We start from the raw sequence: 26,643 nt of genomic DNA, 5'->3' as shown, positions 1-26,643 counted from the left end.
CTGCCGCCGGTCGGGCCTCAGCGCACTGCCGCCGCTCCCTGCTTCAGCGCACCGCCACGACGGCCGCGTCCACGCCGCCTCGCCAGAGGGTGCCGACCTCGGCGAAGCCGGCCGCCGTGAGGGCGGCCAGGTGCCAGGAGGCCGGGGGGTTCCACTCGGGGCTGTGCCCGGTCGGGTAGATGCTCTGCCGTTGGGCGACCAGCGGGGCGAGCGCGGGGTCGGCGCCGGCCCGGGCCCACCAGTCCGACCAGGACAGCACCGAGCCGGCGGCGTAGCGGGCGTCGCGCCGCTCGCGCGCCCGGTCCAGCAGCCGCTTGGTCAGCTCCGGGAGCGCGTCGTCGGGCATGTGGTCGGCGTTGACGAGGACGCCACCCGGGCGCAGCACGTCGCGCAGCTCGGCGTAGAGCTGCCCGAGCCGGTCGGCCGGCAGCCAGTGCAGGGCGGTGGCGGTCAGGACGGCGTCGTACTCCCGGTGGGGGAGCGCGGTATGCCAGTCGGGCGCGCCGAGGTCGCTGGTGACGATGGTGGCGCGACCGCCCAGGGTGGCGCGGGCGATGGCGAGCAGCGCCGGGTCGAGGTCCACCACCGTCACCTCGGCGGCGGGGAAGCGGGCCAGCGTGCGCAGCGAGATGGTTCCGGTGCCGCCGGCCAGGTCGAGCACGCGCGGCGACCGGCCGTCGACGACCGCGTCGACGGCGTCCAGCATGGCGGTGAACCGGTGTTCGCGGTCCGGCAGGTACGCCTCCTGCTGACGGTCCCAGCTCTCCTGCCACGCCCACGGATCGGTGATGTAAGGACTCATAACGAGGAGGCTAGTTACCGCGCCGGAGCGGTGTCCAGACCTTGTTGCACATATTTTGCAATTGCGAGAGGATGGCAGAGCGATGATCGAAGCGACGCCGGGTCGGGCCGACGCCTGACCCGGCGTCGTCGTGTCGGCGGTCGGGGCGTCCCCCCGCCAGCGCCGCGTCGGCCGTCCGCTGACCGCCCGGTCAGCCGGGCGGCGACCGGCGTACGGTACCGGCAGCCCCACCGGGACCGCCGCACCAAGGAGGCACGCGATGCAGGACCGCACCCCGTCACCGGAGGAGCTGGAGCCCATCGAGCGCGCCGGCGTGGACGAGCTGCGCGCCCTGCAACGCGAGCGGCTGCGCTGGTCGTTGCGGCACGCGTACGACAACGTGCCGCACTACCGCCGGGCCTTCGACGCCGTCGGCGCGCACCCCGACGACTGCCGTGACCTCGCCGACCTGGCCCGTTTCCCGTTCACCGGCAAGGCCGAGCTGCGCGAGAACTACCCGTTCGGCATGTTCGCCGTGCCCCGGGAACAGGTGGCCCGCCTGCACGCCTCGTCCGGCACCACCGGCCGGCCCACCGTGGTCGGCTACACCCGGGACGACCTGCGTACCTGGGCCCGGTTGATGGCCCGGTCCATCCGCGCCTCCGGCGGACGGCCCGGTGACCGGGTGCACGTCGCGTACGGCTACGGACTCTTCACCGGCGGGCTCGGCGCCCACTACGGGGCCGAGGAGCTGGGGTGCACGGTCATTCCGGTCTCCGGCGGCATGACCGAGCGGCAGGTCATGCTGATCCGCGACTTCGAGCCCGAGATCATCATGGTGACGCCCAGCTACATGCTCGCCATCGTCGACGAGATGCGGCGCCAGGGCGTCGACCCGCGCGCCACCTCGCTACGGGTGGGGATCTTCGGCGCGGAGCCGTGGACCGAGGACATGCGCCGCGAGATGGAGCACCACCTCGACATCCACGCGCTGGACATCTACGGCCTCTCCGAGGTGATGGGCCCGGGCGTGGCGACCGAGTGCGTCGAGACCAAGGACGGGCTGCACCTCTGGGAGGACCACTTCTATCCGGAGATCATCGACCCGGTCACCGGCGCGGTGCTCCCCGACGGCGAGCAGGGCGAGCTGGTGCTCACCTCGCTGACCAAGCAGGCGATGCCGGTGGTGCGCTACCGCACCCGCGACCTCACCCGGCTGCTGCCCGGCACCGCCCGTCCCATGCGGCGGATCGAGAAGATCACCGGCCGGACGGACGACATGATGATCGTGCGGGGGGTGAACGTCTTCCCCACCCAGATCGAGGAGCTGATCCTGCGGACGCCCCAGCTCTCGCCGCACTTCCAGTGCGTCCTCGACCGCCGGGGCCGGCTGGACACCCTCACGGTACGGGTCGAGCGGCGCGCCGACGTGCCCGCCGACGCCGCCGAGCGGGCCGGCGTCGCGCTGGTGGAGCTGGTGAAGAACACGATCGGGGTGAGCGTGGCCGTGGACGTGCTCGCCCCGGACGCGGTGGAGCGGTCGATGGGCAAGATGCGCCGCATCGTCGACCAGCGCAGCGCCGGCTGACCCGCCGGTCACCGGGACATCGGTTCGACCGGTGTCGACATAGGATCGCGGCCATGCGTGTGTTGGTGGTCTCCGCCCCGCTGGTCGGCCACGCCTTCCCGCTGGTGCCGCTGGCGGTCGCGCTGCGCGACGCCGGCCACGACGTGCTGCTGGCCACCGGTGGCGGCGCGCTGGCCGCCGCCGACGCCGGGCTGGCCGTACACGACATCGCGCCGGGCTTCGACTTCGGCCGGATCGCGCTGCGGGTCTTCCCCCGCCACCCGCTGATCGCCCGCGCCGAGCTGGCCGGCACCGCGGGCACCCGGGGCGCGGGTCTGCTCTTCGGCGCGCTCAACGACCAGCTCAGCGACCCGGTTGTCGCCCTGGCCGAGCGATGGCGACCGGACCTGGTGCTGCACGAGCCGTTCGCGGTCGCCGGGGCGGTGGCCGCCGCCCGGCTGGACGTGCCGGCCGTACGGCAGGAGAACAGCCTCTTCGACGGCCGCGAGCTGGTCCGGGCCACCATCGCCCGGCTCGACGCCGCGCTGCGCCGGCACGGCCTGACCGGGCTGCCCGCCCCGGCCGCCGCCCTCGCCGTCGCGCCGCCCAGCGTCGCGACCCAGCACGGTTGGCCGATGCGCCACAGCTCCTACGTCGGCGGCGGCGCGCTGCCGGCCTGGCTGCGCGAGCCCGGTCCGCGACCGCGCATCCTGGTCACCCGCAGCACCCTGACCGGTCCCGGGGACCGGGGTCCGATGCCCGCCGTGGTCGCGGCCGCGCCCGACGTGGACGCGGAGATCGTGCTGGTCCGACCCGACCGGCGTACGACGGCCCGACCGTTGCCGGCCAACGTTCGGGTGGTCGACTGGATCCCGCTCGACGAGGCGTTGCCGGCGAGCGCGGCGTTGGTCCACCACGGCGGCGCGGGCAGTGCGCTCGGCGCCCTCGCCGCCGGCCTGCCGCAACTGGCCGCCACCGGGCCGGGGGACCGGCGGCACAACGCCGATCTCGTGGCCCGCCGGGGCGCCGGTATCGCGTCGCGCCCCGCCGACATCACCGCGCGCACCCTGACCCGGCTGCTCACCGACGAGACGCTGCGGACCGCCGCCGTACAGGTCAGCCAGGAGATCGCCGCGATGCCGCCGCCGTCGGCCCTGGTCGCCCGGCTGGCGGCCCTGGTCTGAGCCCACCCCCGCGTGTCCCCGCCGGTCGGCGGCCCGGCGGCGGCAGGATGACCGGATGCGACACGTCGTGCTGTTCCACTCCGTGTACGGGCTGCGGCCCGCCGTCCGCGCCGCCGCCGACCGGTTGCGCGCCGCCGGGCACCAGGTCACCACCCCCGACCTGTACGGCGTCCCCGCCGCCGACACCGTCGAGGAGGGCTTCGCCCTGCTCGACAAGATCGGCCACGAGGTGGTGCTCGACCGGGCGCGCGCCGCGCTGGCCGCCCCGCCGCCGCAGGCGGTCCTCGCCGGCTTCTCGATGGGCGCCGGGGTGGCCGGGGCGCTGCTCGCCGAACGCCCCGACGCCGCCGGCCTGCTCCTGCTGCACGGCACCGGCGGCGCGCCGGACGCGGTCCGGCCCGGCCTGCCCGTGCAGTTGCACGTCGCCGACCCGGACCCGTACGACGCGCCGGAGGAGGTGGACGAGTGGCAGCGGACGATGACCGCCGCCGGCGCCGACCTGACGGTGTTCCGCTACCCCGGCGTGGGCCACCTGTTCACCGACCCGGATCTGAGCGAGTACGCCCCGGAGGCCGCCGCCGCGGCCTGGCCCCGGGTGCTGGCCTTCCTGGCCGACGCCTGACCGCGCCACCCCCTTGTCGGCACGGTCGCTCGCACCAGCCGACCGTTCACCTCCCGTTCGCGCCGATGCGCGGAGGTGTGGCCGTGCCGTGGACACGCTTGGCGTACGTGCGGTAGAGGCGTGGTGCGATGATCGGCATGAGCAGCCGTGCCGGCAGCGGGGCGTGCGAGAGCACCGCCTTGATCACCGCAGGGTCGCCCTCGTACATCCCCATCCCGAAGATCAGCGGCAGGTCCTTCTTGGGGGTGTCGTTCAGCCCGTGTTCGCCGAGCTTGGCCCATTCGGCCGCGGTGACGTACCGCTGCGCCAGCGGCAGGATCTCGGTCTCCTCCAGGGCCATGTGCTCGACGGCCGCAGCACGCAGCTGCTCCACGGCGTCGGCCACCGCCGCGCCGTCCTGTCCGGTGTGACGCCATGCGGGGAGCAGGGCGACGACCGCCTCGTACGCCTGCTCGATCGCGTGGTGCTGGGCCTGCATCGCGGGAACCACGGCGGCCGCCTCCGCGCCACCGCGCTCGGCGAGCAGCGGCCAGAGGAACAGGTCCTCGCCCTCGTGGTGCAGGTGCAACTGCCGGCACAGGAGCGCGGCGTGGGCGCCGACGAGGTCCGCGCGCTTCGCGTCCCCCGGCCGTACGCCCCGGACGAGCTGAGGGAGCAGACCGAGCTCGCGGCGGAACATGATGTGCACCATGTACATGTCGCGGACGTCGGCCATCGCTTCCTGGTGGGTCTGGTTCACGGTGCCCTTTCAAGGGTTCGGTGGGTCGAACAGGACGATCATTCGCGCCGCCACTTGACAACCACTTGAAACCCACTTGGAGAACCGGCGGCAGTCAGCCGGCCAGCGCCGCCGTCGCCTGGGCCAGCCAGTGCGGCGACCCCCACCGGCGGGCCAGGGTGGCCGCCAGCTCGAGGTGCCGGACCGCCTCGTCGGTGCGACCCGTCAGCCGGAACAGCTCCCCGAGGGTCAGCGCCACGGGTCGCACCACGGCCGCCGTGATGGAGAGCCCGGCCAGTTGATCACGGAACGGGAGGAGCGCGTCGATCACCGGCTGAGCCAGGTCCCGTCGGCCCAGCGCCACGATGACCATCGCCCGTACGCTCAGCAGGGACGACTGGAAGTAGTCGGGGCGGTAGGTGTGCCGGTTGATCGGCATGGCCCGGGCCTCGTCCACCCGACCGCTCTCGATCAATGCCAACGCCAGCAGGTCGTCCACGATCGGCCCCAGCGACGGCCGCATCCGGCGGGTCGCCTCCACGTGCTCGCCGAACCGGCCCTGGCTCATCAGCAGGGTCGCCACGGCGAAGTAGTGGAAGGCCTCGGCGTGCAGCGACCCCTGCCGCCGCATCTGCTCGGCGACCTCGTCGTAGTGCCGTCGCGCGGTCCCGAAGTCACCGGCGACGTGCGCCAGCACGGCGAGGGAGCACAGGTGGAGAACCTGGGCCTCCTTGAGCTGGTACGTCTCGGCCAACCGGCCCTGCCGGGCGACGCTGGCGGTCAGCTGCTCCGGATCGTTGAGCGCGGCGGCGCAGTGCCCGACCAGCTGCTCGGCGACCCAACGCCAGGTCACCAGGCCGTGCGTGTCGGCCAGGTCCCGCAGCTCCCGGGCCAACTCCAGGCGCTGCGGCGCCGCCAACTCGTAGTTCAGGGTGCGGGCCCGGGCGGCCAGGCCGACGGCGCGCAGCTCGGGGTCGTCCAGCCGCCGGGCGATCGCCAGGGCCTCCCGGCCGGCCGCCACGCCGCGCGGGTCCGCTTCACCGTCCAACTCGGTGGCGAGCGCGTCCAGCAGCCGGCACCGGGTGACCGGTTCCAGGTGGTCGGTGCGCAACAACCGCGTGAGCAGTTCGACGGCGGTGTGGTCCACGGCGCCGTACTGGTGGCGCAGCCAGGGGCTCGGCACGGTCCACGCGGTGAAGGCCGCGACGAGCAGCTCGTCGCGGCCGGCCGCCACGGCGATGTCCACGGCCCGGGTCCGGCTCTGTTGGGCGGCGGCCACCGCGCCGGCCCGGGCCTGGGCGCGCAGCAGCCGGCCCAGCAGGTCGACCCGGAGCGCGTCCCGGTCTCCGGGCACCGACGCGGTGGCGTCGACGGCGTTGTCGAGCAGTTCGATCGCGGTGTCGTACGCGTACCGGCGTTCGGCCAGCTCGGCGGCACGGACGGCGTACTCGACGGCCAGCGGCGCGGTGTCCGGCGACGCGGCACGCGAGTAGTGGTACGCCAGGGCCGGATAGTCGTCCGGGTGCAGCCGGCGGGTGACGGCGGCGATCCGGGCGTGCAGGCGGGTGCGGCGTAGCTGCGGCAGGTCGCGGTAGATGGTGTCGCAGACCAGACCGTGGACGAAGCGGACCCGTCCCGGCGCCGGCTCGGTGAGCAGTCCGGCGCTCAGCCCGGCTTCCAGCCCGCCCAGGACGGTGCTCTCGTCGCTGCCGGCGGCGTCGACGAGGGTCCGTACGTCCGCCTCCCGCCCCACGGTCGCGGTCAGGCGCAGCACCGACACCGCCGTGGACGGCAGATGGGCGAGTCGCCGGCGTAGCACGTCGCGGACGCCCTCGGGCACCTCCGAGGTGGCGACGAGGGTGCCCTCGGCGGCGAGCAACCGGGCCGACTCGCGGACGTAGAACGGGTTGCCGCCGGTGCGTTCGGCCAGCGCGGCCACGGTGTCCGGGTCGACGGTGGTCCGGGCCAGCGCGCCGAGCAGCCGTTCGACCTCGGGTGTCGTCAGACCGCCCAGCGCGATCCGGTGGGGTGACCGGCGGGCCAGAACGGCCATGGTGTCGGCGAGTCGTTCGGTGTTGTCGGCGGGTCGTAACGCCGCCACGAACAGCACCGCGCCCGCGGTCGTCCCGGTCACGCTGGTCAACAGCAGCAGCGTCTCGGCGTCCGCGGCGTGCAGGTCGTCGAGCACGACGGCGACCGGTCGGCCGGCGGCCGCGGCGTCCAACCAGGCGGCGACGGCGCGGTGCAGCCGGAACCGTCCGGCGGTGACGTCCCCGCCGAGGTCCCCGTCACCCTCGGCCAGCAGCGGCGCCAGCGCCGGCGCGAGCGCACCGGGCGGCGTCTCGCGGGCGAGCTGGCGCAGCGCTTCGACCCACGCCCAGGCCGGTGGGGCGCCCTCGACCTCGGGGCAGCGGCCCAGGGCGACCAGCCAGCCGGCGGCGGTCAGGTCCTCGGCGAACCGGCTGAGCAGCCGCGTCTTGCCGGCGCCGGCCTCCCCGCTGACCAGCGCGACGCGCGGCCCGCGCGCCCGCGCCTCGGCGGCTGCCTGCCCGAGAGCCGCCAGTTCGGCCTTCCGCCCGACGAACGTCTCCTCCGGCCGTCCGGCGTCGGTCGGCGTCGTCGCGGCAGCCGGCGGGAGCAGGTCCAGGCGTTGGCTCAGGATCGCGGACTCGACCTCGGCCAGCGCCGGCCCCGGGTCCAGGCCGAGCTGGTCCGCCAGGGTCGCCCGGGCCCGCCGCAGCGCGGCGAGGGCGTCCCCCTGCCGGCCGGTCCGCCACAACGCCAACGCCAGCAGCCGCCAGCCCTCCTCCCGCAGCGGCGCCTGGCGGGTCAGCGCCTCCGCCTCCGGCACCGCCTCGGCGGGGTCACCGCCGCGCACGGTCACGTCGACCAGCAGCTCCCGGGCGACCAGGCGCAGCTCCCGAAGCCGCATGACCTCCGGCTGCGCCCACGGCTCGGCCGCGAACTCGGCGTACGCCGGGCCGCGCCACAGGTCGAGCCCGGTGCGCAACAGCCGGCGTGCGTGCTCCGGGTCGGTGCTGCCGACCGTGCGGGCCTCGGTCAGCAGCGATTCGAACCGGCCGGCGTCGACGGCGTCGGCCGGCACCCGCAGGGCGTACCCGGGTGGCACGGTGACCAGCACCCGCGCCGGCGCGCGGCGCTCGCGGGTCGGCTCCAGCACGCGCCGCAGGTGTGAGACGTACGCCTGAAGGGAAGCGATCGCCCGTGGCGGCGGATCCCCCCGCCACAGCAACTCGATCATCCGGCCGACGGAGACGACCTCGCCGCGGGCGGCCAGCAGCAGCGCGAGCACGGCGCGTTGACGGGGGCCGCCGAGGTCGGTCGGTCCGCCGGTGTCGACGTCGACCTCGAGCGGCCCGAGCACCCGTAGCAGCATGACTGCGTCAATCCTAGTCACCGGCGTCGGGCGATCCGCCGTCCCCACCGAACCCCGGGACTCCGTTACGGTGGGGCACCGTAACGATCCATGGGGGTACGGCTGTGGCGACGACCGCCTTCGATGAGCACGAGCGGCGGCGGTGGGCCGGGCGGGCGGCGGCGTTCGACGGCAGTTTCGCGCTGCTGTGCGCGCATCCCGCCCGATCGTTGCTGGACGCCGCGGGCGTCGGCGTCGGCAGCCGGCTGCTCGACGTCGGCACCGGATCGGGGACAGTCGCCGCTCTGGCGTGCGCGCGCGGCGCGTGCGTGGTGGCGGTCGACGCGGAGCCCAGCATGGTGGACCTGGCGCGCCGTCGGCTCCCGGACGCCGCGCAGGTACGCCTCGCGGCGCTGCCGCGCCTCCCGTTCGACACCGGCCGGTTCGACGCGGCGGTGGCGAACTTCGTTATCAACCATGTGGGCGATCCGGCCGCCGCGATCACCGAGCTGCGGCGGGTCGTGCGGTCGGCGGGTCGGATCGCCGTGACGACGTGGCCGCACCCGCCGCCGCAGGCGCAGCGGCTGTGGGGCGAGGTGTTCGCCGCCGCCGGGGTGGCACCGGCCGCGCCCGTGCCGACGGTCGACCCGGACCGGAATTTCCCCCGTACCGTGCAGGGGTTGGCGGGCCTGCTCGACGCGGCCGGCCTCGCCGACGTGCGCTGCGCGACGATCACCTGGGTGCACCGCACCGACCCCGAGGCCTGGTGGAGCGGCCCGGCGAACGGCATCAGCGGCCCGGGGCTGGTGATGGAGGCCCAGCCGCCGGCCGTGCTCGCCCGCATCCGTGCCGCCTACGACGAGCTGACCGCCGCCTACCGTGGCGCGGACGGGCTGCTCGCCCTGCCCACCGCCGCGCTGCTGGCGTCCGCCTCGGTGCCGTAGCACGGCGGCCCGCCACCGCCCGGAACCCGCCGTCAGGCCGAGGCGGCCAGATCGGCCGGCGGGAGCGTCACCGCCCGGGACCCGCCGTCAGGCCGAGGCGGCCAGCTCGCCCGGGGGGAGCGTCACCGGTAATCGGAATCCGGTCCGGACGCCGCTCGCGCGGATCGCCGCCCGGCTCTGGCCGGCGGACACCTGCGTGCTCGGCCGGGTCGGCGGCCCGTCGGCCGCGGCCACCACGCGTAGTCGGCGACGGACCGGCGGGCGGTCCGGCGTCGCCACCGCCGGCGTGGGCACGCGCCGCTGCCGACCGGCTGCCGGCAGCTCCACGAGGCCGCCGGTGGCGTCGGACGCCGCGCTCGCGCCGGCCCGCCTTCTGAGCACGGCGCGCATCGCGTGGGGAAGGCGGTCGGCGGCGACCTGACGCAGCGCCGGCGCCACGAACGCGTACCCACGGGCGCGGTCGTCGCGCAGCAGGCCGGCGGCGACGAGGGCGCGCAGCAGGGGAGCGGACCGCCCCGGCACCCACCCGAGAGCCCGGTCGACGGTCGAGCCGGAGAGCGGACCGGTGAGGGTGCCGGCGGCCATCAGCACCGCCCGGCCGTCACCGCCGAGCCGGTCCAGTTCGGCGCTGGCACTGCGACGTACCGGCTCGGGCAGCGTCACCGGGTCCGCGCCCGACGTGATCGAGGCGACGTACGCGGCGGCGTGCCCGGGCCGGCCACCGACCAGCGGTAACAGTCGGTCGACCAGGGCCACCGGCTGCCCGGCGCGGGCCAGCAGGTGACGCAGCAGGCGACCGGACTGGACGGCGGCCAACGGGCGGATCGGCACCCGCCGGGCCGGGCCGGGCCGGGTGTCGGCCCACTGCGGCTGGTGCACGGTGAGCACGGCCAGCGGCACGCCGCGCGTCGTGGCCGCGCCGAACAGGTCGTGCAGGAAGCGGCTCACCGCCGGAGCGGCACGGTCCACATCGTCCACCGCCACCACCAGCGGCCGGTCGGCGGCCAGCCGCAGCAGGACGTCGCGGCAGAGCGCGGCGGCGGCCACCGCTTCGGCCGAGGCGTCCGGATTGGCCAACAACGTGTGCAGCGCCGGCACCGCCGCCGCGACGCGGTCCGGCGGGTACAGCGGCGTCAGGGCGGCGGTCAGGCGGGCGCGGACCGCCGCCGGGCCGTCGCCGGGACGGATGCCGGCCACGACGCGGACCAGCTCGGCGACCGGAGCGAGGACCTGATCGGGGTACGGCGGGCAACCCACCACGCACCAGCGCACCGGCACCCCGTCCACCGTGCGCAGCGTCCGGCTCAGCTCGTGCAGCAACCGGCTGCGGCCGCTGCCGCTCGGGCCGACGAGGGAGACCCACCGCGGTTCGCGTGCCCGCAGTGCCCAACCCACCTGCTCGCCGATGCCGGCCAGTTCGCGGCGACGCCCGATGAGTGGACCGTCGTGCCGGTCCGCGCCGGGTCGGGCGGGACCGGTGGCGTGCCACACGGGCATCGGCGCCAACCGGCCGGCCACCGGCATCGGCGCGAGCTGACGCTGGACGATGAGTCCGGCGGTGGCCCGCGCGGTGGCCGCGCACAACGCGACGCCGCCCGGTGCCGCGTACCCCTGTAGGCGGGCCGCGGTGGTGATCACCGCGCCGCTGGCCACGCCGTGGCCGCCGCTGACCGCGTCGGCCAGGTCGACCACCACCTCGCCGGTGGCGATGCCGACGCGTACCTGCAGGGTGATGTCGCCGAGGATCGGCCGGCGGTCCAGTGCGGCCTGGATCTCCAGCCCCGCCCGCACCGCCCGGTACGCGTCGAAGCCGTCGGAGTGCCGTGCCCCGAACAGCGCCATCACTGCGTCGCCGACGTACTTCTCGACCACGCCGTGCCAGCGGCGCAGCACCCCGGCGACCCGCTCGAAGTAGGCCCGTTGCAGCGCCCGGACGTCCTCCGGGTCGAGCTGGTCGACAAGTGCCGTGGAGCCGACGATGTCGGCGAAGAGCACGCTGACCGTGCGTCGTTCCTCGGGCACCGGCCAGTGTGGGCGGTCGGTCCGTGACGGGTCGGCGACGATAGTGATCATGGGTGGCGCACCCGACCTTCCCAGGTGATGGGCTGATGACCCTCGGAGATTGGCATCCCTGGGCTGACGGGGGATCGGCAGAACGACGTATGTCGGCCACCCGCAACCTTTAGTCGCAATGTCGACGCGAGGAGTACCACAAGCGGCAGATGGCCGTAGAACGGTCCGGGGGCGTGTGATTAGGCTGCGTGCCATGGCCAGCGATGTGGACACCGCACCGCTCGTGGGCCGGACCGAGCTGGTGCAGACGGTTCGGTCGGCGCTGCTCGGTGACGTGGCACAGGGACAGACGGCCGCCGTCTTCCTGACCGGCGAGAGCGGTGTGGGCAAGACCCGGATCCTCGGCGAGGTCGGCACCCGGCTGCGCGAGACAGGCGCGCTGGTGTTGACCGGCAGTTGCCTGGACATCGGCGACGCCTCGCCACTGCACCCGCTGCTCCAGGCGCTGCGGCGCTTCGACGCCGACCTGACCGCCGCGCAGGCGCGCACCTCCTCGGCCGTGCGTGGGCTGTTGCAGGTGTTCGCCGACGAGACCGGCGGCCCGGACGGCGCGGGCACCCTGCTGGAGCGGGTCTCCCGGGGTCTGCACCTGATCGCCGAGGGACGACCGCTGGTGCTGATCCTCGACGACCTGCAGTGGGTCGACCGCAGCACCCGCCAGCTCCTGCTGTACCTGCTGGCCGGCCTGGGTGACCTGCAACTCTCGGTGTTGGCGGCGGTCCGCGCCGAGTCGTTGCAGGGCGCGCATCCGCTGCGCCGGGTGCTCACCGAGCTGCGTCGGCTCCGGACGGTCCGCGTGCTCGATTTGTCCCCGCTGGACCGTGCCGGCACCGAACAGCTCGCCGCGGCGGTGGTGGGCCGGCCGCTTCCCGTCGAGGCGGCCGAGCAGGTCTGGCAACGCAGTGGCGGCAACCCGTTCGTCATCGAGGAGTTGGCACGCGACCTGCGCGACGGGCGGGACGGGCTGTCCGAGACGCTGCGGGAGATCTTCCTCGACCGGGTCGACGCCCTGCCGCAGCACGCGCACGCCGTCGTGCACGCCGTGGCCGCCGGTGTCGAGCCTGTGCAGCACTGGCTGCTGGCCGAGGTGCTGCGGCTTCCCGACGGGGAACTGATCGAGGCCGCCCGGGCCGCGGTCGCGCACCGGTTGCTGGTCAGCGCCGACGACGGCTACCGGCTGCGGCACCGGCTCGTCGCCGAGGTGCTGGCGCACGAGTTGCTGCCCGCCGAACGCTCCGGGCTGCACCGCCGCTACGCCGAGGCGCTGACCGCGGCGCCCGGCGAGCTGCACCAGGCCCGGCTGGCGCATCACTGGCGGCTGGCCGGCGAGCCGGCCCGAGCCCTGCCCGCCGCGGTCGGCGCCGCGCAGGAGGCCGAGCGGCTGCACGGTTACGCCGAGGCGCACCGGCACTGGACGGCCGCGTTGCAGCTCGCCGGCGACTCCGCCGCGCCGGAGGTGGACCGGGTCGAGCTGCTCGGCAACGCGGCCGAGGCGGCCCACCACAGCGGTGAGCACGCCCGGGCGTTGGCGTTGCTGGAGGAGCTGGCCGCCGTGCGGGACGGCGGGCCGAGCTGCGCGCTGCACATCCGCCGGGCGCGGTACCTGGCCGCCGCGGGGCGTTCCGCCCTCGCCGAGAAGGAGTACGAGCGGGCCCTCGACGCGGCGGACTGCTCGCCACGGGACCGGGCCACCGCCGCCGCGCGGCTCGCCGAGTTGCTGCTGCACCTGGGCCGGTACGCCGACGCGGGCCGGCGTGCCCGGGAGGCGCTCGCGTTGGCAGCCGAGGTGGAAGGGTCCACCACCGAGGTGGTGCTCGCCAGCTCGGCGCTCGGTTTCAGCGACGCGTACCTGGAGGACCCGGACGCCGGGCTGGCCGTCGTGCGCCAGGCGCTGGAGACCGCCGAGCGTGCCGGCCAGCCGGAGGACGTGGCCTGCGCGTACCTGCACCTGGCGGAGTTGTTGACCGGGCCGCTGAACATCCTCGAGGAGGGTGTGGTGGTGGCCCGCCGGGGCGCCGAGCGGGTGGCCGAGCTGGGCCTGGGCCGTACCTACGAGACCCGGCTGTTGGCCATCGCCACCAACGGGTTGTTCCGGGTGGGCCAGTGGGCCGAGGCGGAGAAGGTGGTGGCGGCCGCGCTGCGGCACCGGCCGTCCGGAGCGGACGCCGTCGAGCTGCTGCTGGCCCGCTGCCGGCTGTCGGTGGGCTACGGCGACATCGCCGCCGCCGACCGGGACCTCGACGCGGTGGCGACCGTGCTGGCCGGCGGTGGCGCCCGCCACGTCATCCCGCTGCTCACCCTGCGCGCCGGCCTGTCGATGTGGGAGGGCCGGCACGACGTGGCGCGGCAGGCCGTGCAGCGGGGTCTCACCGAGAGCCGGTCGGACGACGTGACGATCCTGTCCGCGCTGGTCTGGCACGGGTTGCGCGCCGAGGCGGAGGCGCACGCGAGTCGCAGCGTCGAGGTGGATCCGACGGCGGTACGTCGCCTGCGGGACGTGGCCGAGCGGGTCGCCCGCAAGAGCGCGTCCGCGGCCCGACCGGTGCGGTCGGTGGTGGACGGCTTCCTGGCCCTGTGCGCCGCCGAGGTGAGCCGTCTCGACGGCAGCGACCCGGAGCTGTGGGCCGCCTCGGTCGCCGAGTGGGACCGGCGTAACCACCCGTACCCGGCGGCGTACTCGCGGCTGCGTCAGGCCGAGGCCCTGCTGGCCCGGCGCAGCCGGGTGGCCACCGCGGGCAAGTTGCTGCGGGAGGCGTACCGGGTGGCGCAGGGGCTGGGTGCGGTGCCGCTGACCTCGGAGATCCGCGAGTTGGCCGGGCGGGCCCGGGTGTCCCTTGAGGAGCGGGACAGCGCCGACGGCACGCGCGCCGCCGGGTCGGTCGAGCCGGCCGACGACGAGTTGGCGACCCTCACCGCGCGGGAGCGGGAGGTGCTCGCGCTCGTCGCCGAGGGGTTGACCAACCGGGAGATCGGGCAGCGGCTGTTCATCAGCGAGCGGACCATCGGCGTGCACGTGTCGCACATCTTCGACAAACTCCAGGTCCGTACCCGCGTGCAGGCCAGCGCGATCCACCTGCGCAACGCACGCGGCTGACCCACCACTACGTATCCCCGGCGCCGGTGTGCGCCGGGGATACGTCGTTCTACTGATCCCGGCGGCGGTTGCCGGCTGAAAGGCTGTGCCCCGTCGACGGCGTCGCGGGGGCGCAACGACCATGATGGAGGAGAGATGACCGAACCGGTCTGGGGGCCCGTGCACCGGGACATCGTCGACCTGCTCGCCGATCACCCGGCGGACGTGCCGGCGGTGGTCGACCATCTCACCAAGCTTCAGGATCTGCTGGTGCGGTTGCCTCCGTTGGAGGAGAGCTGCCCGCTCGCCGACTTCAACAAGCTCTACCTGACGATCACCAGCAGTGTGCTGGACGGCCTGTACGACGACCGGTTCGTCGACCCGGTCTTCCTCTCCCGGCTGGACGTCGAGTTCGCGGCCCGCTACTTCGACGCCCTGCGGCTCTGGACCGACTCCAGCCCAGGGACGCCGAAGGCGTGGTCGTGTCTGTTCGAGCGGATGCGTGGGCCGGACGCCCGTCCGCTGCCCTCGGCGGCGGCCGGTGTGAACGCGCACATCAACTTTGACCTGCCGTTCGCGTTGGTGACGACGTTCGACCATCTCGAGTCGGAGCCGGTCGACGGGACCGACCAGCACCACGACTATCTCGAGATCAACAACATCTTCGCCGACAAGATCCCCGGTCTGCGCCGGGGTTACCTGGAGCGGTGGCAGCTGCTCATCGACATGCTCAACGGCGACATCGACGACTGGTACCAGGGGGAACTGGTCGAGTACACCCGCGATGTCGCCTGGCGTAACGCGCAGAAGATCTGGCGGTGCCGGCACGATCCGGACGCCCGAGAGTGTGAGCGTCTGCGGCTGGACGACAACGCCGCTGCGCTCGGACGGTTGCTGCTCTCGCCCCTCGGGGCGTTCCTGCAGTAGCCGGGACGGGGGGTCCCCGCGCTCCGCCCGTGGGGGCGGCGGAGCGCGGGGGCGCAATCCGCCCCGCCCGCTCCACCTACCCGCGCGGTCCGTCGGCACCCACCGGCGGCGGCCTGGGAAGTCAGCCGGTCGGCCCGGGGGGTGTCGACCGTCTGCCGTCGTCGGCCGGCCCGGGGGGTGTCGGCCGGCGACGGGGGAGCGGCGGGCGCGGGGAATCCGGGGGTGTCGGCCGGCGCGTTCCGGGTACGCCCGCGCCATGACCGTCCTGGCCCGGCGTCGTCCCGCCGCCCGACCTCGTCCCGCGCGGCCCGGTCCGCTGCGTCCCGGGGGCCCGGTGTCGCGGCCCGCCGACCGGCCGGGCGCCCGATGACCGACGCTCCGGCGCGGTTCCCGTTCCGGTTCGACGTGGCGTTCCGTCCGGTACTGGCGCTGCTGGGGGTCCGGCCGGCGACGGCCTGGGTCGCCGTCGACGACCGGGACCTGACGATCCGGTACGGGCCGTGGCGGCTGCGCACCGGCCGGGACAACGTGCTCGGGGCGGAGGTCGGCGGGCCGTACCGGTGGTGGCGGGTGATCGGCCCGCACCTGTCGCTGGTCGACGGCGGCGTGAGTTTCGGCAGCAGCACCGCCGCCGGGGTCTGCGTCCGCTTCGGCGTACCGGTGCCGGCCCTGACGCCCGGCGGCTGGCCCCGGCACCCGGCGGTCACGGTCACCGTCGCCGACCCGGCGGCCCTGGCTCGGCTGCTCGCCCGACCGGACCTGCCCTGAGCAGCCCGGTTACCTGCTCGGTTCGGCCGCTCGGGCCGTGGGCTGGCACCTACGGTCGGATCAGGACCTGCGAGGGTGGGACGGGTGATGGCTGACGAGCACCGGGCGAGACCGCGACGCTGGGGCGGACGACGCCACACGCCCAGCGGGCCGGACCCGGCGCTGCGCGCGGCCCGCGACCCGGCCCGGCCGCACGCGGGCGGTCGGCAGGGCGTCGTGGTGCCGGAGCGGGTGGACAGCCCGGCCCGCGCGACGCCGCCGGCCAGCCCGCTGCGGCGGTGGCTCTTCGAGCATCAGGTGCAGCCGCCGGGCCCGGAGACGAGCGAGGGGCAGAACCGCAGGCACGCCTGGTGGCAGGTGATGTGCCTGACCGGCGTGGACTACTTCTCCACCCTGTCGTACCTGCCGGGCATCGCGGCGGTGGCCGCCGGCGCGCTGTCCCCGCTGGCGACCCTGCTGATCGTCGCGCTGACCCTGTTCGGCATGTTGCCCATGTACCGGCGGGTCGCCCGGGAGAGCCCGCACGGGCAGGGTTCGGTGGCGATGCTGGAACGCCTGCTGCCGTTCTGGCGGGGCAAGATCTTCGTGCTGGTGCTGCTCGGCTTCGTGGCCACCTCGTGGATCATCACGATCACCCTGTCCTCGGCCGACGCCACCGTGCACCTGCTGGAGAACCCGTACCTGCCGGACGCCCTGCACGGCCCGGCGGTGCCGGTACTGGTCACCGTGGCGCTGCTGCTCGTCCTGGGTGGGGTGTTCCTGCTGGGCTTCCGGGAGGCGGTGGTGGTCGCCATCCCGTTGGTGGCCGTGTTCCTCGTGCTCAACGCGGTGATCGTGGTGGTCGCGCTGGCCCGGATCGTGGGCGACCCGGGCATCGTGTCGGACTGGACGACGGCGTTGACGGCGGACGGCGGTGGCCCGGGCGGTGTGCTGCTCACCGCCGTGTTGGCCTTTCCGCTGCTGGTGCTGGGGTTGTCCGGCTTCGAGACCGGGGTCAGCATGATGCCCCTGGTGGCGGCCGACGGTCCGGACCGGCAGGCCCGGCTCGCCGCCCGGATTCGGAACACCCGGCGGTTGCTCACCACCGCCGCGCTCATCATGTCGGTGTACCTCATCTCGACGACGTTCGTGACCACCGCGCTCGTTCCGGCCGCCGAGTTCCGGCCGGGTGGGGCGGCGAACGGGCGGGCGCTGGCCTATCTGGCACACACCTACCTCGGTGAGGTGTTCGGCACCGTCTACGACCTGAGCAGCGTGCTCATCCTCTGGTTCGCCGGTGCCTCGGCGATGGCCGGGCTGATCAACATCGTGCCCCGCTACCTGCCCTCGTACGGCATGGCCCCGGAGTGGGCCCGCGCGGTACGCCCGGTGGTGATCGTCTACACGGTCGTCAGCGTCGCCATCACGGTCGCCTTCCGCGCCGACGTCAACGCCCAGGCCGGCGCGTACGCCACCGGGATCCTGGCGATGATGGTCTCCGGCGCGGTGGCGGTGGCCATCTCGGCGGTCCGGAGCCGCCAGCGCGGCGCCGCCATCGGCTTCACCGTGCTGACGCTGGTCCTGGTGTACGCCCTGGTGGAGAACGTCGTCGAGAAACCGGACGGGATCACCATCTCGGCGCTGTTCATCCTCGGCATCATCGCGGTGTCGCTGGTCTCGCGGGTCACCCGGACCACCGAGTTGCGCGCCGAACGGATCGAGTTCGACGAGGCGGCCCGCCGGTTCCTGACCGAGTCGCTGGCCCATGACGGGCAGTTGCACCTGATCGCAAACAAGCGCCACGGCGGGTCGCAGAAGGAGTACACGCTCAAGGAGCGGGCGCAGCGGGGCATGAACCCGGTGCCCGGCGCGTCCGACGTGCTGTTCCTGGAGATCGACGTGGTGGACCCGTCGGGGTTCAGCCAGGTGCTGCGGGTGCACGGGGTCGAGGTGGGCGGTTTCCGGGTGTTGCGGGCCAGCAGCGCGGCCGCGCCGAACGCGATAGCCGCGATCCTGCTGGCGCTGCGGGACGCGACCGGGGTACGGCCGCACGCGCACTTCGAGTGGTCCGAGGGCAGCCCGATCACGCACCTGCTGCGCTACCTGATCCTGGGGCAGGGGGACACCCCACCGGTGGTGCGGGAGATCATCCGTCGTACCGAGCCGGACCCGCTGCGCCGTCCCGGCATCCACGTCGGCGGGTGACGGCCTGGGCCGTCTGGCACCGAAAAAGATGAATGACAGCACTATTCACGTTCACACCTTTCTGTCCGTATTGCGGTCATATCGTGACTTCTGGTGGTCGGCGGCACGTCCGGCCCCCCGCGCCCGAATGGGCCGCGGTCACGGCACGTACGCAGGAAGGTAGGAACCGGATGTCCACGTACCGACCAGGAGACGGCCCAGCTCGACCTCGACGGCGGTCCCGATGGTTCTTAGCCGGCGGGCTCCTGGCGGGGAGCCTGGTGGTGGGGGCGGCCGGGGTGGCCGGCGTCGCCGCCGCCGCCGACCGTGAGCTCTCCCTCGGAGTACTGGGCCGGCTGACCGCCGCCGACCGCGACGACGACCGGCGCTCCGGCGACCGGTCGACACCGGAACGCGACGGGGAGGACGCCGAGCGGACCCGGCCGACCTCGCCGGGCACCGGCAAGCGCGGCGTGGTCGAGGTGCCCTGCGACGCGGCGAAGCTGGTGGCCGCGTTGGTGTCCGCCAACGCGGAGGGCGGCGGTGAGCTGCGGCTCGCGCCCCGGTGCCGGTACACGCTGACCGAGGCGTTCCACGAGACCGACCAGTACGACGGTGGGATCCGCGACGCCCGGGAACAGGCGGACGCCGCGGAGACCCCCGGGGACGCCGACGCCCCGCCGCACAACCCGGCCGACGACACGGCCGGCCTGCCGGTGATCTACCAGCCCATCATCATCGACGGCGCCGGCGCGACCATCGCCCGCGACGCCCAGGCCGAGGCGTTCCGCTTCTTCACCGTCCGCGACGGCGGCGAGCTGACCCTGCGTGACGTCGAGCTGCACAACGGCCGCTCGGCCATCGAGGGTGGCAGCGTGCACGTCGTGCACGGCGCGACGGCCGTGGTGGAGCGGGTCACCGTCACCCAGAGCACGTCGCTGTCGCCCGAGGGCGGCGGCGGTGGGATCTTCAACGACGGCAACATGGTGGTCACCGACTCCACGTTCATCGGCAACAGCGCCTCGGGCGCCGCGGGCAAGGGCGGGGGCCTGCTCAACGGCGGTGTGCTGACGCTCAAGCGTTCGGAGTTCCACCACAACAGCGCCAACGGCTACGGCGGCGGGCTCGGCAACTATCGGGGCGCGGCCGACGTGGAGAGCACCAGCTTCGCGCAGAACAGCGCCGGACAGGGCGGCGGCCTGGCCAGCTTCTCGGCCCGGACCAAGGTGTACGACACCGAGTTGCTGAACAACACCGCGCAGGTCGGCGGCGGTGCCGCGAACTCCGACGCGGTGCTGGTGATGCGCAAGATGACCATTCGTGGCAACACCTCCACCGTCAACGGCGGCGGCATCTCGACCGTCAAGGGGCTGCTGCCCCTGGACGACAGCGTGGTGGCCGGCAACACCACGCACGGCATCGGGGCCGGCATCTACACCGAGAAGTCCAACCTGCTGGTGCGCGGCAGCGACGTGACCGGTAACGAGGCGGTCGGCGCGACGTCCAGGGGCGGCGGCATCTACGCCACCGCGGGCGCGGTGGCGCTCTACACCAGCAAGGTCACCCACAACGCGGCCACGGTGAAGCCGGGCGGCATCTTCGCCGAGCACGCCCAGGTCAAGATCGACGACGAGAGCGTGGTCGTCGAGAACGAGCCGACCAACTGCGAGGGCAGCGCCGTACCGATCGCGCACTGCTTCCGCTGATTACCGACCTGCTCGTCCATCCTGAGCGCTCCCGCCCGCCCGGACAGCCGTCCGGGCGGGCGGGCTCGTGCCGCGTGCACGGGGGCGGGCGCGGCGTGCCGCACAGGGTTCGCTCAGCGCAGCGCGCGCAGCCGCCCGGACAGGTCCGCGGCGAAGAAGTCGAGGAAGCCGTCGGGATCCGGGCCGGCGTTCTGCAGCACGATGTGGTCGAACCCGGCGTCGACGTACGACCGGACCTTCGCGACGTGCGTCTCGGGGTCGGGGCCGACGGCGAACAGCCCGCGGACGTGCTTCTCCTCGACGTGCGCGCTCGCCGCGTCGAAGTTCACCGGGTTCGGCAGTTCGCTCATCACCTTCCAGCCGGTGACCATCCAGCGGCTCTTCTGCAACACCGCGTCGACCGCCTGCCGGTCGTCGGTGGCCCAGGCCAGTGGCACCTCGGCGTAGCGGGGGCCCGAGCCGCCGGCGCTGCGGTAGTGCTCGACGATCGTGGCGTCCGGATCGGTGGCGAACAGCCCGTCGCCGAGTTCGGCGGCGAGCCGGGCCGACGCCTCTCCGCTGGCCGCGACGGCGATCACGGGTGGGGTGTCCGGCAGGTCGAAGACCTGGGCGTCCTCCAGGTGCAGGTGCCGACCCTCGTACGACTGGTAGCCGCCCTGCCAGAGCAACCGGATGATCTCCAGTGCCTCGCGGAGCCGTTCGTGCCGTCCCCGGACGCTGGGGAAGCCCTGCCCCACGACGTGTTCGTTGAGCCGTTCACCGGCGCCGACGCCGAGGGTGAACCGCCCGTCGGAGATCAGCCCCATGGTCGCCGCCGCCTGCGCGATGATCGCCGGGTGGTAGCGCACCGTCGGGCAGGTGACGCCGGTGGCGAGGCGCAGCGTGGTGGTACGCGCCGCGATCGCGCCCAGCACGCTCCAGGTGAAGGACGAGTGGCCCTGCGCCTCCAGCCAGGGGTGGTAGTGGTCGCTCATCTCGACGAAGTCGAAACCGGCCTGCTCGGCCCGGACGGCCTGCCGGATGATCTCCTGTGGCCCGAAGCCCTCCGACGCCAGCTTGTAGCCGATCTGCATTGGCGCGCCCCCGATCCGTCCTCGGCCCTGACGGCAGTCGGTTCCCGACCGCAGGACCGACAAACCAGCCCCACAGGCATGCCGCGCCCGTCGATCATGAAGTTATTGCCCCGACACGCCGGGCGGGCCGGCAACAGCTTCATGATCGACGATGGCTGACCAGCCGGGGGAGGATGGTGTCCTAGGACGGTTTAGAGGGTGTGCGGCCTCGGGTGGAGACGAAGTGATAACTCATGACGGCGAACGCCGGGTCGCGGACGAGTCGACGGAAGGCGGTGAGCTGCTGCGGCGAGAGCCCCGCCGCCAGCAGGTCCGGCTCCAACTGGCGGCAGTTCGTCGCGTAGAGCGACGCGCCGGTCGACCCGCCGGCCCAGCTCTGCGAGTGGGTGATGGTGTCGACATCGGTCAGGCCGGCGAGGGTCATCTCGGTGTGCACGTCCTGCGCCCATCCCAGGTCGGCGCCGTGGTCCTGGAGCACACCCATCATGGTGTCCATCACCTGCGCGAACAGCTTCGCCGCCTCGTCGCTGGGCGCGGTCAGCACCCGGGGCGGGGTCGTGCAGTCGAACTCCTCGACGACCAGCCAGCCGCCGGGGGCCAGCGCGCCGGCGAGGGTACGCAGGACCCGCCGGCGCTCGGGCAGGTGCAGCAGCACCAGGCGGGCGTGGATCAGGTCGAACGCATCGCCGGGCGGGGGATCGGCGCGTACGTCGTGCCGGCCCACGCTCAGGTTGCCGTCGGCCACCAGATGCGTGGGGTCGATGTCGGTGGCCAGGACACGGCCGTCCCCGCCGACCGCGCGGGCGATCCGCCGGGCCATCGAGCCGCCACCGGCCCCGACCTCCCAGCAGCTCGACCCCAGGCGCAGGACCGGGCGGGCCAGGCGGCGCATCGTGATCGGGTCCAGGAAGGACTCCAGCGCCCGCATCTGCGGTACCGCGTCCGGTGCGCCATTGTCGAAGGTGTAGGTGCCGTCGCTGGTCGGGGTCGCCATTCGTCTTCCGCCTCTCCGAGTGGGTGACTGCGGGATGTCGGTGCGGAGCAGGGCTAGGGGGTGTCGGCCCAGAGCCGTGGGGTGGCTCCGGCGCCCGGGGGCGTGCGGGTGGTGGTGATGCCGACCATCGCCTCCAGGCGGCCCGGGTCGCTGCGTGCCTCGGCGGTCGGTCGGTCGTAGACCACCCGGCCGTACTCGAGCACCGCCACCCGGTCGGCGATCTCGATCGCGTGACGGAGTTGCTGTTCGACGAGCAGCACGGTCAACCCGTTCGCGGCGAGGTGACCGACCAGGTCGCGGACCCGCGCGGCCAGGTCGGGCGCGAGCCCCTCACAGGGTTCGTCGAGCAGCAGCACCCGGGGTTGGCCGAGCAGCGCGCGGGCGATGGCGAGCATCTGTTGCTCGCCGCCGGAGAGTTCGGCGCCGCGGTGGCGCAGCCGGGCCGCCAGGCGGGGCAGCAGTTCGAGGATCCGGGCCACCGTCCAGCCCTCGCCGCCGGGTGTCGCGGCCCGCCACGGTGCCGCCGCCAGGACGAGGTGCTCGGCCACCGTCAGCCGGGAGAAGACCCGCCGGCCCTGCGGTACGAGGCCCACACCGGACTGGGCGACGCGGTGGGGTTGCCGTCCGGCCACGTGCACGCCGCCGATCTCGACGCGCCCGCTGGAGGCGCGTACCAGTCCGGCGATGGTGTGCACGAGGGTGCTCTTGCCGGCGCCGTTGCGGCCCACCACGGCCTGGATGGTGCCCGGCGGCACCCGCAGGTCGACGTCGTGCAGCACGGTACCCCCGGCGTAGCCGGCGCAGAGCCGCTCCACGTAGAGCATCAGGACACCCCGTCGGCGTAGGCCCGCCGCACCAGCGGCGAGGTACGGATCTCGTCCGGTGTGCCGGCGGCCACCGTCCGGCCGTCGCGCAGCACGGTGACGGTGTCGCAGAGGGCGTACACCAGGTCCAGGTGGTGCTCGACCAGCAGGACGGCGACCTGTCGGGGCAGGGCCGCCAGCAGTTCGGCGAGCCGACCGACCTCGGTGGCGGACAGTCCGGCCGCCGGTTCGTCGAGCAGCAGCAGGCGGGGTCGGCCGGCGAGGGCCATCGCGATCTCCACCTGTCGGCGCTGCCCGTGGGCGAGCTGGCCGGCGGGCACCGCCGCGAGGTCGGCGAGTCCGAGCTGGTCGAGCAGCGCGCGGGCGCGTCCCCGGGCGGCGTTCCGGGTCCCACCCGGCTGCCAGCGGCGCGGCCGGATCGTCCGGGGCAGCGCGGCGACCTCGACGTTCTCGCTGACGGTGAGGGTCGCGAAGACGGCGGGCCGCTGGTGAGTCCGGTCGATGCCGCGGCGGGCGCGGGCCGCCGGGCCGAGCCGGCTCACGTCGCTGCCGGCGAACCGCACCGTGCCGTGCTGCGGGCGGGTCGTCGCGCCGAGCACGTCGAGCAGGGTGGTCTTGCCGGCCCCGTTGGGGCCGATGAGGGCGTGCCGCTGGCCGTCGTGCACGCACAGGTCCACGTCGGTGAGGGCGGCGAGCGATCCGTACCGCACGGTGATCTTCTCGGCGCTGAGCAGGCAGGTCATACCCGCAGCTCCGGTGCGCGGGTGGCCGGCGCGGCCGGGTGGTCGGTCGTGGGGACCGGTTGCCGCGCCCCCTCGCGCGGGCGGCGGAACCGCCGGACGCCGGTGGGCAGCAGGTAGACCGTCGCCACGAACAGCGCGCCCAGCACCAGCGGCGCGTGCCCGGGCAGCACCCCGAACAACCAGTCGCGGACGGCGATGACGAGGACCGCGCCCACCAGCGCGCCGCCGACCGACGCGGTGCCGCCGATGACGACGCCGAGCAGCAGCAGCGCGGACGTGTCGAAGCCGAAGTCGGCGGGGGAGATGTACTGCTGGGCGACGACGAGCAGGGAACCGGCCGCGCCGGCGATCGCCCCGGCGGCGACGTGCGCGCCGGACAGGTGGAGCGGTACCCGGTGCCCGCTGGCCCGCAGTCGCGCCTCGTCGTCGCGGCCGGCGCGCAGCACCAGCCCGAACCGGGTCCGCATCAGCAGCAGGACCGCGCCGACGAGCGCCGCCACGACGATGAGGGTGTAGACGTACCGGGCCCGGTCGGAGGCCAGCACCGGCATCCCCCACAGCGGACGGACCGGGTTGATCCCGGCCAGGCCGTCGGTGCCGCCGGTCACCGACCGCCAGCGCCCCAGGACGGTCACCACGAGCTCGCCGATCGCCAGGGTGATCATCAGGACGATGACGCCCCGGGCCGGTACGACCAGCGGCAGCGTCACGGCGGCGAGCGTCGCGCCGGCCAGCGCCGCCACCGCGAGCTGCACCACACCCACGTCGGAGACCTGGCTGCCGAGCACCGCGCTGGCGTACGCGCCGGCGGCGTACGGCGCGGTCTGCCCCAGGGTGGGCATGCCGGCGACACCGGTGAGCAGCGCCACGCTCACCCCGACCAGGCCCAGAGCGAGGGTCCGGGCCAGGATCGCCGCGGTGTAGTCGTCGACCACGAAGGGGGCCACGACCAGGCCGGCGAGGACGAGCGCCGCGACGGCGGCGCGGACCCGGCGGAGCACCCCGTCCCTCACGTCGCCGCCCACCGCAGGGCCAGGCCCCGCGCCCGGACGGCGAGCACGGCGGCCATGGCGGCGAACAGCAGGAACGGGGCGGCGGACGGCAGCAGCGCCACCCCCAGGGTCTGGATCTCACCGACCGCGAGCGCCGCGAGCAGGGTGCCCGTCATGGACCCGAGACCGCCGAGGACGACGACGACAAGCGACAGCAGCAGCACCGTGTCGGCGGTGTCCGCGCCGGGGCCGATGATAGGCGCGCCGAGGACCCCGGCCGCGCCGGCCAGCGCGCCACCGGCGGCGAGCACCCCGACGCGGATCCGCGTCGGGCTCACGCCCAGGCAGGCGACCATCTCCGGGTCGTCCACGGCCGCCCGGACCAGCATCCCGGCCCGGGTCCGCCGCACGACCAGGTAGAGACCGGCGGCCAGCGCCGTCGCCACCACGATGAAGACCAGCCGGTACGCGGCGTAGCGGTGCCCGGCGACCGCCACCGACCCGTCGAGGGCGGCCGGCACCCGTACCTGCGGATCGTCCGGGCCGAACCCGGCGACGAGGAGGCTGCCGCCGGCCAGCGCCACCCCGAAGGTCAGCAGCGCCTGGGTGAGGTGGTTGCCGGTGGCGACCGGCGTGAGCAGCCCGGCGAGCACCACCCCGGCCGTCGCGGCGGCCAGCACACCGACCCCGAGCGCCAGGGCGAGACTCGCCCAGCCGCCGTCGAGCACCGCCGCGGCGGTGTAGCCGCCGATCGCGTAGAGCATGCCGTGCGCCAGGTTGAGGATGTTGGCGACGCCGAAGCAGAAGACCAGGCCCGCCGCGGCGACGAAGACGAGCAGCCCGTAGGCCACCCCGTCCAGCGCCGGGATGAGGTACGGGTCGATCCGGTCCGGGCCGGCCGCCACCGTGCTCACCGGCCGACGGTCGCGAGGTCACCCACGACGGTGTTGGACAGCGCCCGGCCGTCCTGGCGGACCTGCCGCAGGTACCACTTCTGCACGGGCGAGTGCGTGACCGTGGAGAACTGCCACGCGCCGCGCGGGCTGGCGATCTGCCCGAGCTTGCCGATCTGCGCGTTGATGGCCTCCGGTGTCGGGTCGCTCCCGGCGGCCCCGATGGCGCGGTCGAGCACCGCCGCCGCGTCGTACGACGCCAGGGCGTACGTGGTCGGCGACCCGTCGTGCTTGGCCTTCCACGCCGCGACGAAGTTGCGGTTCTCGGCGTTGTCCAGGTCGGGGGAGTAGTTGAGCACGGAGTAGATGTCCCGGGCCGCCTCGCCCTGGGCGTTGAGCACGCCGCCCTCGGTGAGGAATCCGGCCGCGTACAGCGGGATGTCCTTGATCTCGGACTGCGCGTACTGCTTGACGAAGTCGACGGCGGCGCTGCCGGCGTAGAAGGTGTAGACCGCCTGCGCGCCGGACGCCTTGATCCGGGCGAAGTACGGCGTGAAGTTGGTGGTGGCCGGGAACGGGGTGAAGGTGGTCTTGCCGTCGGGGTTGGCGAGCGTCCCGCCGGCCTTGGCGAACGCCTCGGTGAAGCCGCGCAGCTCGTCCCAGCCGCCCTGGTAGTCGGGGCCGATGGCGTACACCGAGCCCTTGACGTTGTCCTTGACGTGCTGGGCGATCGCGGCGCCCGGCTCGTCGGAGAGGTACGAGGTGTGCCACACCCGGGTGACGTCCTTGATCTCCGGCCGGCCGTTGGAGCCGACCAGCGGAACCTTGGTCTCCTGCAGCAGCGGGTAGACGCCGGCGACCGAGCCGCCGCCGACGATGCCGGTGAGCGCGGCGACGCGGTCCTGCTTGAGGAGTTTGGTCGCCGCGGGCACGGCGGTCGCGGCGCCGTTGCCCTCGTCGGCGACGACGAGGTCGACCTGTCGGCCGCCGAGCTTGCCGTCGTGGGTGTCCAGGTACAGCTCGAAGCCGTCGCGGATCTCCTTGCCGACGGACTGGTACGTCCCGGACAGCGACGCGAGGAGGCCGATCTTGATGGATCCGCCGCCGGTGGCGTCCGGTTCATCGTCGGCGCAGGCCGTGCTCACGGCCAGCACGAGGGCGAGCAGCGTCGCGCCGACGGCACGGCTGCGCGCAGGGGTATCGAGGGACATGTCGTCTCCAG

Annotated in this window: 20 protein-coding genes; 9 read left to right on the top strand and 11 right to left on the bottom strand. The window is 74.3% G+C overall.

The features are described 5' to 3' along the window. Window positions 1-43: 43 nt before the first annotated feature. Window positions 44-802, bottom strand: coding sequence for a class I SAM-dependent methyltransferase (locus tag ACN263_RS14975; protein ID WP_422740422.1), 759 nt, complete (start codon window positions 800-802; stop codon window positions 44-46). Between the two features lie 259 nt (window positions 803-1,061). Here ACN263_RS14975 and paaK point away from each other — a divergent pair, with 259 nt between their 5' ends. Genes paaK through ACN263_RS14960 form a run of 3 tightly spaced genes read left to right on the top strand, consistent with a single transcriptional unit; the run spans window position 1,062 to window position 4,154 of the window. Further along, the gene (paaK, locus tag ACN263_RS14970; RefSeq protein WP_422740421.1) at window positions 1,062-2,369 is read left to right on the top strand and encodes a phenylacetate--CoA ligase PaaK; all 1,308 of its coding nucleotides are present in this window, start codon (window positions 1,062-1,064) and stop codon (window positions 2,367-2,369) included. Between the two features lie 53 nt (window positions 2,370-2,422). Further along, entirely contained in the window at window positions 2,423-3,532 is a 1,110-nt protein-coding gene (locus tag ACN263_RS14965) for a nucleotide disphospho-sugar-binding domain-containing protein (RefSeq protein ID WP_422740420.1), read from the top strand. A 55-nt stretch (window positions 3,533-3,587) separates the two neighbouring features. After that, window positions 3,588-4,154, top strand: coding sequence for a dienelactone hydrolase family protein (locus tag ACN263_RS14960; RefSeq protein ID WP_422740419.1), 567 nt, complete (start codon window positions 3,588-3,590; stop codon window positions 4,152-4,154). A 46-nt stretch (window positions 4,155-4,200) separates the two neighbouring features. On the opposite strand, the gene ACN263_RS14955 is transcribed toward ACN263_RS14960, so the two are convergent. Together ACN263_RS14955 and ACN263_RS14950 are read right to left on the bottom strand one after the other, a co-directional pair. Further along, complete coding sequence (locus ACN263_RS14955; RefSeq protein ID WP_422740418.1) at window positions 4,201-4,893, bottom strand: hemerythrin domain-containing protein; 693 nt, start codon at window positions 4,891-4,893, stop codon at window positions 4,201-4,203. Window positions 4,894-4,987: 94 nt separating this feature from the next. Next, on the bottom strand, window positions 4,988-8,269 hold the full coding sequence (locus ACN263_RS14950) for a BTAD domain-containing putative transcriptional regulator (protein WP_422740417.1): 3,282 nt from the start codon (window positions 8,267-8,269) through the stop codon (window positions 4,988-4,990). Window positions 8,270-8,373: 104 nt separating this feature from the next. Here ACN263_RS14950 and ACN263_RS14945 point away from each other — a divergent pair, with 104 nt between their 5' ends. Further along, a complete protein-coding gene (locus ACN263_RS14945) occupies window positions 8,374-9,192 on the top strand; it encodes a class I SAM-dependent methyltransferase (RefSeq protein WP_422740416.1) in 819 nt (272 codons plus the stop codon). Between the two features lie 87 nt (window positions 9,193-9,279). Here the strand turns inward: ACN263_RS14945 and ACN263_RS14940 are convergent, their stop codons facing one another. Beyond that, window positions 9,280-11,265: an adenylate/guanylate cyclase domain-containing protein gene (locus tag ACN263_RS14940; RefSeq protein WP_422740415.1), complete on the bottom strand. Its 1,986-nt coding sequence runs from the start codon at window positions 11,263-11,265 to the stop codon at window positions 9,280-9,282. A 193-nt stretch (window positions 11,266-11,458) separates the two neighbouring features. On the opposite strand from ACN263_RS14940, the gene ACN263_RS14935 reads away from it, so the two are divergent. The 5 genes from ACN263_RS14935 to ACN263_RS14915 all read left to right on the top strand — a co-directional run bounded on the left by ACN263_RS14935 (window position 11,459) and on the right by ACN263_RS14915 (window position 19,902). Next, the gene (locus ACN263_RS14935) at window positions 11,459-14,359 is read left to right on the top strand and encodes a helix-turn-helix transcriptional regulator (RefSeq protein WP_422740414.1); all 2,901 of its coding nucleotides are present in this window, start codon (window positions 11,459-11,461) and stop codon (window positions 14,357-14,359) included. Window positions 14,360-14,494: 135 nt separating this feature from the next. Beyond that, on the top strand, window positions 14,495-15,265 hold the full coding sequence (locus tag ACN263_RS14930; RefSeq protein ID WP_422740413.1) for a DUF5995 family protein: 771 nt from the start codon (window positions 14,495-14,497) through the stop codon (window positions 15,263-15,265). 366 nt (window positions 15,266-15,631) lie between these two features. Then, the gene (locus ACN263_RS14925; RefSeq protein WP_422740412.1) at window positions 15,632-16,033 is read left to right on the top strand and encodes a hypothetical protein; all 402 of its coding nucleotides are present in this window, start codon (window positions 15,632-15,634) and stop codon (window positions 16,031-16,033) included. 87 nt (window positions 16,034-16,120) lie between these two features. Next, complete coding sequence (locus tag ACN263_RS14920) at window positions 16,121-18,217, top strand: amino acid transporter (protein WP_422740411.1); 2,097 nt, start codon at window positions 16,121-16,123, stop codon at window positions 18,215-18,217. 170 nt (window positions 18,218-18,387) lie between these two features. Beyond that, complete coding sequence (locus ACN263_RS14915; RefSeq protein ID WP_422740410.1) at window positions 18,388-19,902, top strand: hypothetical protein; 1,515 nt, start codon at window positions 18,388-18,390, stop codon at window positions 19,900-19,902. A gap of 113 nt (window positions 19,903-20,015) precedes the next feature. Here the strand turns inward: ACN263_RS14915 and ACN263_RS14910 are convergent, their stop codons facing one another. The 7 genes from ACN263_RS14910 to ACN263_RS14880 form a co-directional block, all read right to left on the bottom strand. Further along, complete coding sequence (locus ACN263_RS14910; protein ID WP_422740409.1) at window positions 20,016-20,975, bottom strand: TIGR03557 family F420-dependent LLM class oxidoreductase; 960 nt, start codon at window positions 20,973-20,975, stop codon at window positions 20,016-20,018. A 181-nt stretch (window positions 20,976-21,156) separates the two neighbouring features. After that, on the bottom strand, window positions 21,157-21,969 hold the full coding sequence (locus ACN263_RS14905) for a class I SAM-dependent methyltransferase (RefSeq protein ID WP_422740408.1): 813 nt from the start codon (window positions 21,967-21,969) through the stop codon (window positions 21,157-21,159). 53 nt (window positions 21,970-22,022) lie between these two features. Then, entirely contained in the window at window positions 22,023-22,793 is a 771-nt protein-coding gene (locus tag ACN263_RS14900; protein WP_422740407.1) for an ABC transporter ATP-binding protein, read from the bottom strand. Then, complete coding sequence (locus tag ACN263_RS14895) at window positions 22,793-23,536, bottom strand: ABC transporter ATP-binding protein (RefSeq protein WP_422740406.1); 744 nt, start codon at window positions 23,534-23,536, stop codon at window positions 22,793-22,795. The genes ACN263_RS14900 and ACN263_RS14895 overlap by 1 nt, the downstream gene beginning before the upstream one ends. Then, a complete protein-coding gene (locus ACN263_RS14890) occupies window positions 23,533-24,549 on the bottom strand; it encodes a branched-chain amino acid ABC transporter permease (RefSeq protein ID WP_422740405.1) in 1,017 nt (338 codons plus the stop codon). The genes ACN263_RS14895 and ACN263_RS14890 overlap by 4 nt, the downstream gene beginning before the upstream one ends. Beyond that, window positions 24,546-25,442, bottom strand: coding sequence for a branched-chain amino acid ABC transporter permease (locus ACN263_RS14885; protein WP_422740404.1), 897 nt, complete (start codon window positions 25,440-25,442; stop codon window positions 24,546-24,548). The genes ACN263_RS14890 and ACN263_RS14885 overlap by 4 nt, the downstream gene beginning before the upstream one ends. Beyond that, the gene (locus ACN263_RS14880) at window positions 25,439-26,632 is read right to left on the bottom strand and encodes an ABC transporter substrate-binding protein (protein ID WP_422740403.1); all 1,194 of its coding nucleotides are present in this window, start codon (window positions 26,630-26,632) and stop codon (window positions 25,439-25,441) included. The genes ACN263_RS14885 and ACN263_RS14880 overlap by 4 nt, the downstream gene beginning before the upstream one ends. Between the last annotated feature and the right edge of the window lie 11 nt (window positions 26,633-26,643).

The organism is Micromonospora sp. WMMD729 (assembly GCF_049315225.1).
Taxonomy (GTDB): domain Bacteria; phylum Actinomycetota; class Actinomycetes; order Mycobacteriales; family Micromonosporaceae; genus Micromonospora.
This window is presented reverse-complemented; position numbering and strand designations above follow the sequence as displayed.

What these genes read in the sequence shown, in the direction of transcription:
- ACN263_RS14975 (WP_422740422.1), bottom strand. Translation starts at nt 802, where the DNA reads ATGAGTCCTTACATCACCGATCCGTGGGCGTGGCAGGAGAGCTGGGAC.
- paaK (WP_422740421.1), top strand. Translation starts at nt 1,062, where the DNA reads ATGCAGGACCGCACCCCGTCACCGGAGGAGCTGGAGCCCATCGAGCGC.
- ACN263_RS14965 (WP_422740420.1), top strand. Translation starts at nt 2,423, where the DNA reads ATGCGTGTGTTGGTGGTCTCCGCCCCGCTGGTCGGCCACGCCTTCCCG.
- ACN263_RS14960 (WP_422740419.1), top strand. Translation starts at nt 3,588, where the DNA reads ATGCGACACGTCGTGCTGTTCCACTCCGTGTACGGGCTGCGGCCCGCC.
- ACN263_RS14950 (WP_422740417.1), bottom strand. Translation starts at nt 8,269, where the DNA reads ATGCTGCTACGGGTGCTCGGGCCGCTCGAGGTCGACGTCGACACCGGC.
- ACN263_RS14940 (WP_422740415.1), bottom strand. Translation starts at nt 11,265, where the DNA reads ATGATCACTATCGTCGCCGACCCGTCACGGACCGACCGCCCACACTGG.
- ACN263_RS14935 (WP_422740414.1), top strand. Translation starts at nt 11,459, where the DNA reads ATGGCCAGCGATGTGGACACCGCACCGCTCGTGGGCCGGACCGAGCTG.
- ACN263_RS14930 (WP_422740413.1), top strand. Translation starts at nt 14,495, where the DNA reads ATGACCGAACCGGTCTGGGGGCCCGTGCACCGGGACATCGTCGACCTG.
- ACN263_RS14925 (WP_422740412.1), top strand. Translation starts at nt 15,632, where the DNA reads ATGACCGACGCTCCGGCGCGGTTCCCGTTCCGGTTCGACGTGGCGTTC.
- ACN263_RS14920 (WP_422740411.1), top strand. Translation starts at nt 16,121, where the DNA reads ATGGCTGACGAGCACCGGGCGAGACCGCGACGCTGGGGCGGACGACGC.
- ACN263_RS14915 (WP_422740410.1), top strand. Translation starts at nt 18,388, where the DNA reads ATGTCCACGTACCGACCAGGAGACGGCCCAGCTCGACCTCGACGGCGG.
- ACN263_RS14910 (WP_422740409.1), bottom strand. Translation starts at nt 20,975, where the DNA reads ATGCAGATCGGCTACAAGCTGGCGTCGGAGGGCTTCGGGCCACAGGAG.
- ACN263_RS14905 (WP_422740408.1), bottom strand. Translation starts at nt 21,969, where the DNA reads ATGGCGACCCCGACCAGCGACGGCACCTACACCTTCGACAATGGCGCA.
- ACN263_RS14900 (WP_422740407.1), bottom strand. Translation starts at nt 22,793, where the DNA reads ATGCTCTACGTGGAGCGGCTCTGCGCCGGCTACGCCGGGGGTACCGTG.
- ACN263_RS14895 (WP_422740406.1), bottom strand. Translation starts at nt 23,536, where the DNA reads ATGACCTGCCTGCTCAGCGCCGAGAAGATCACCGTGCGGTACGGATCG.
- ACN263_RS14880 (WP_422740403.1), bottom strand. Translation starts at nt 26,632, where the DNA reads ATGTCCCTCGATACCCCTGCGCGCAGCCGTGCCGTCGGCGCGACGCTG.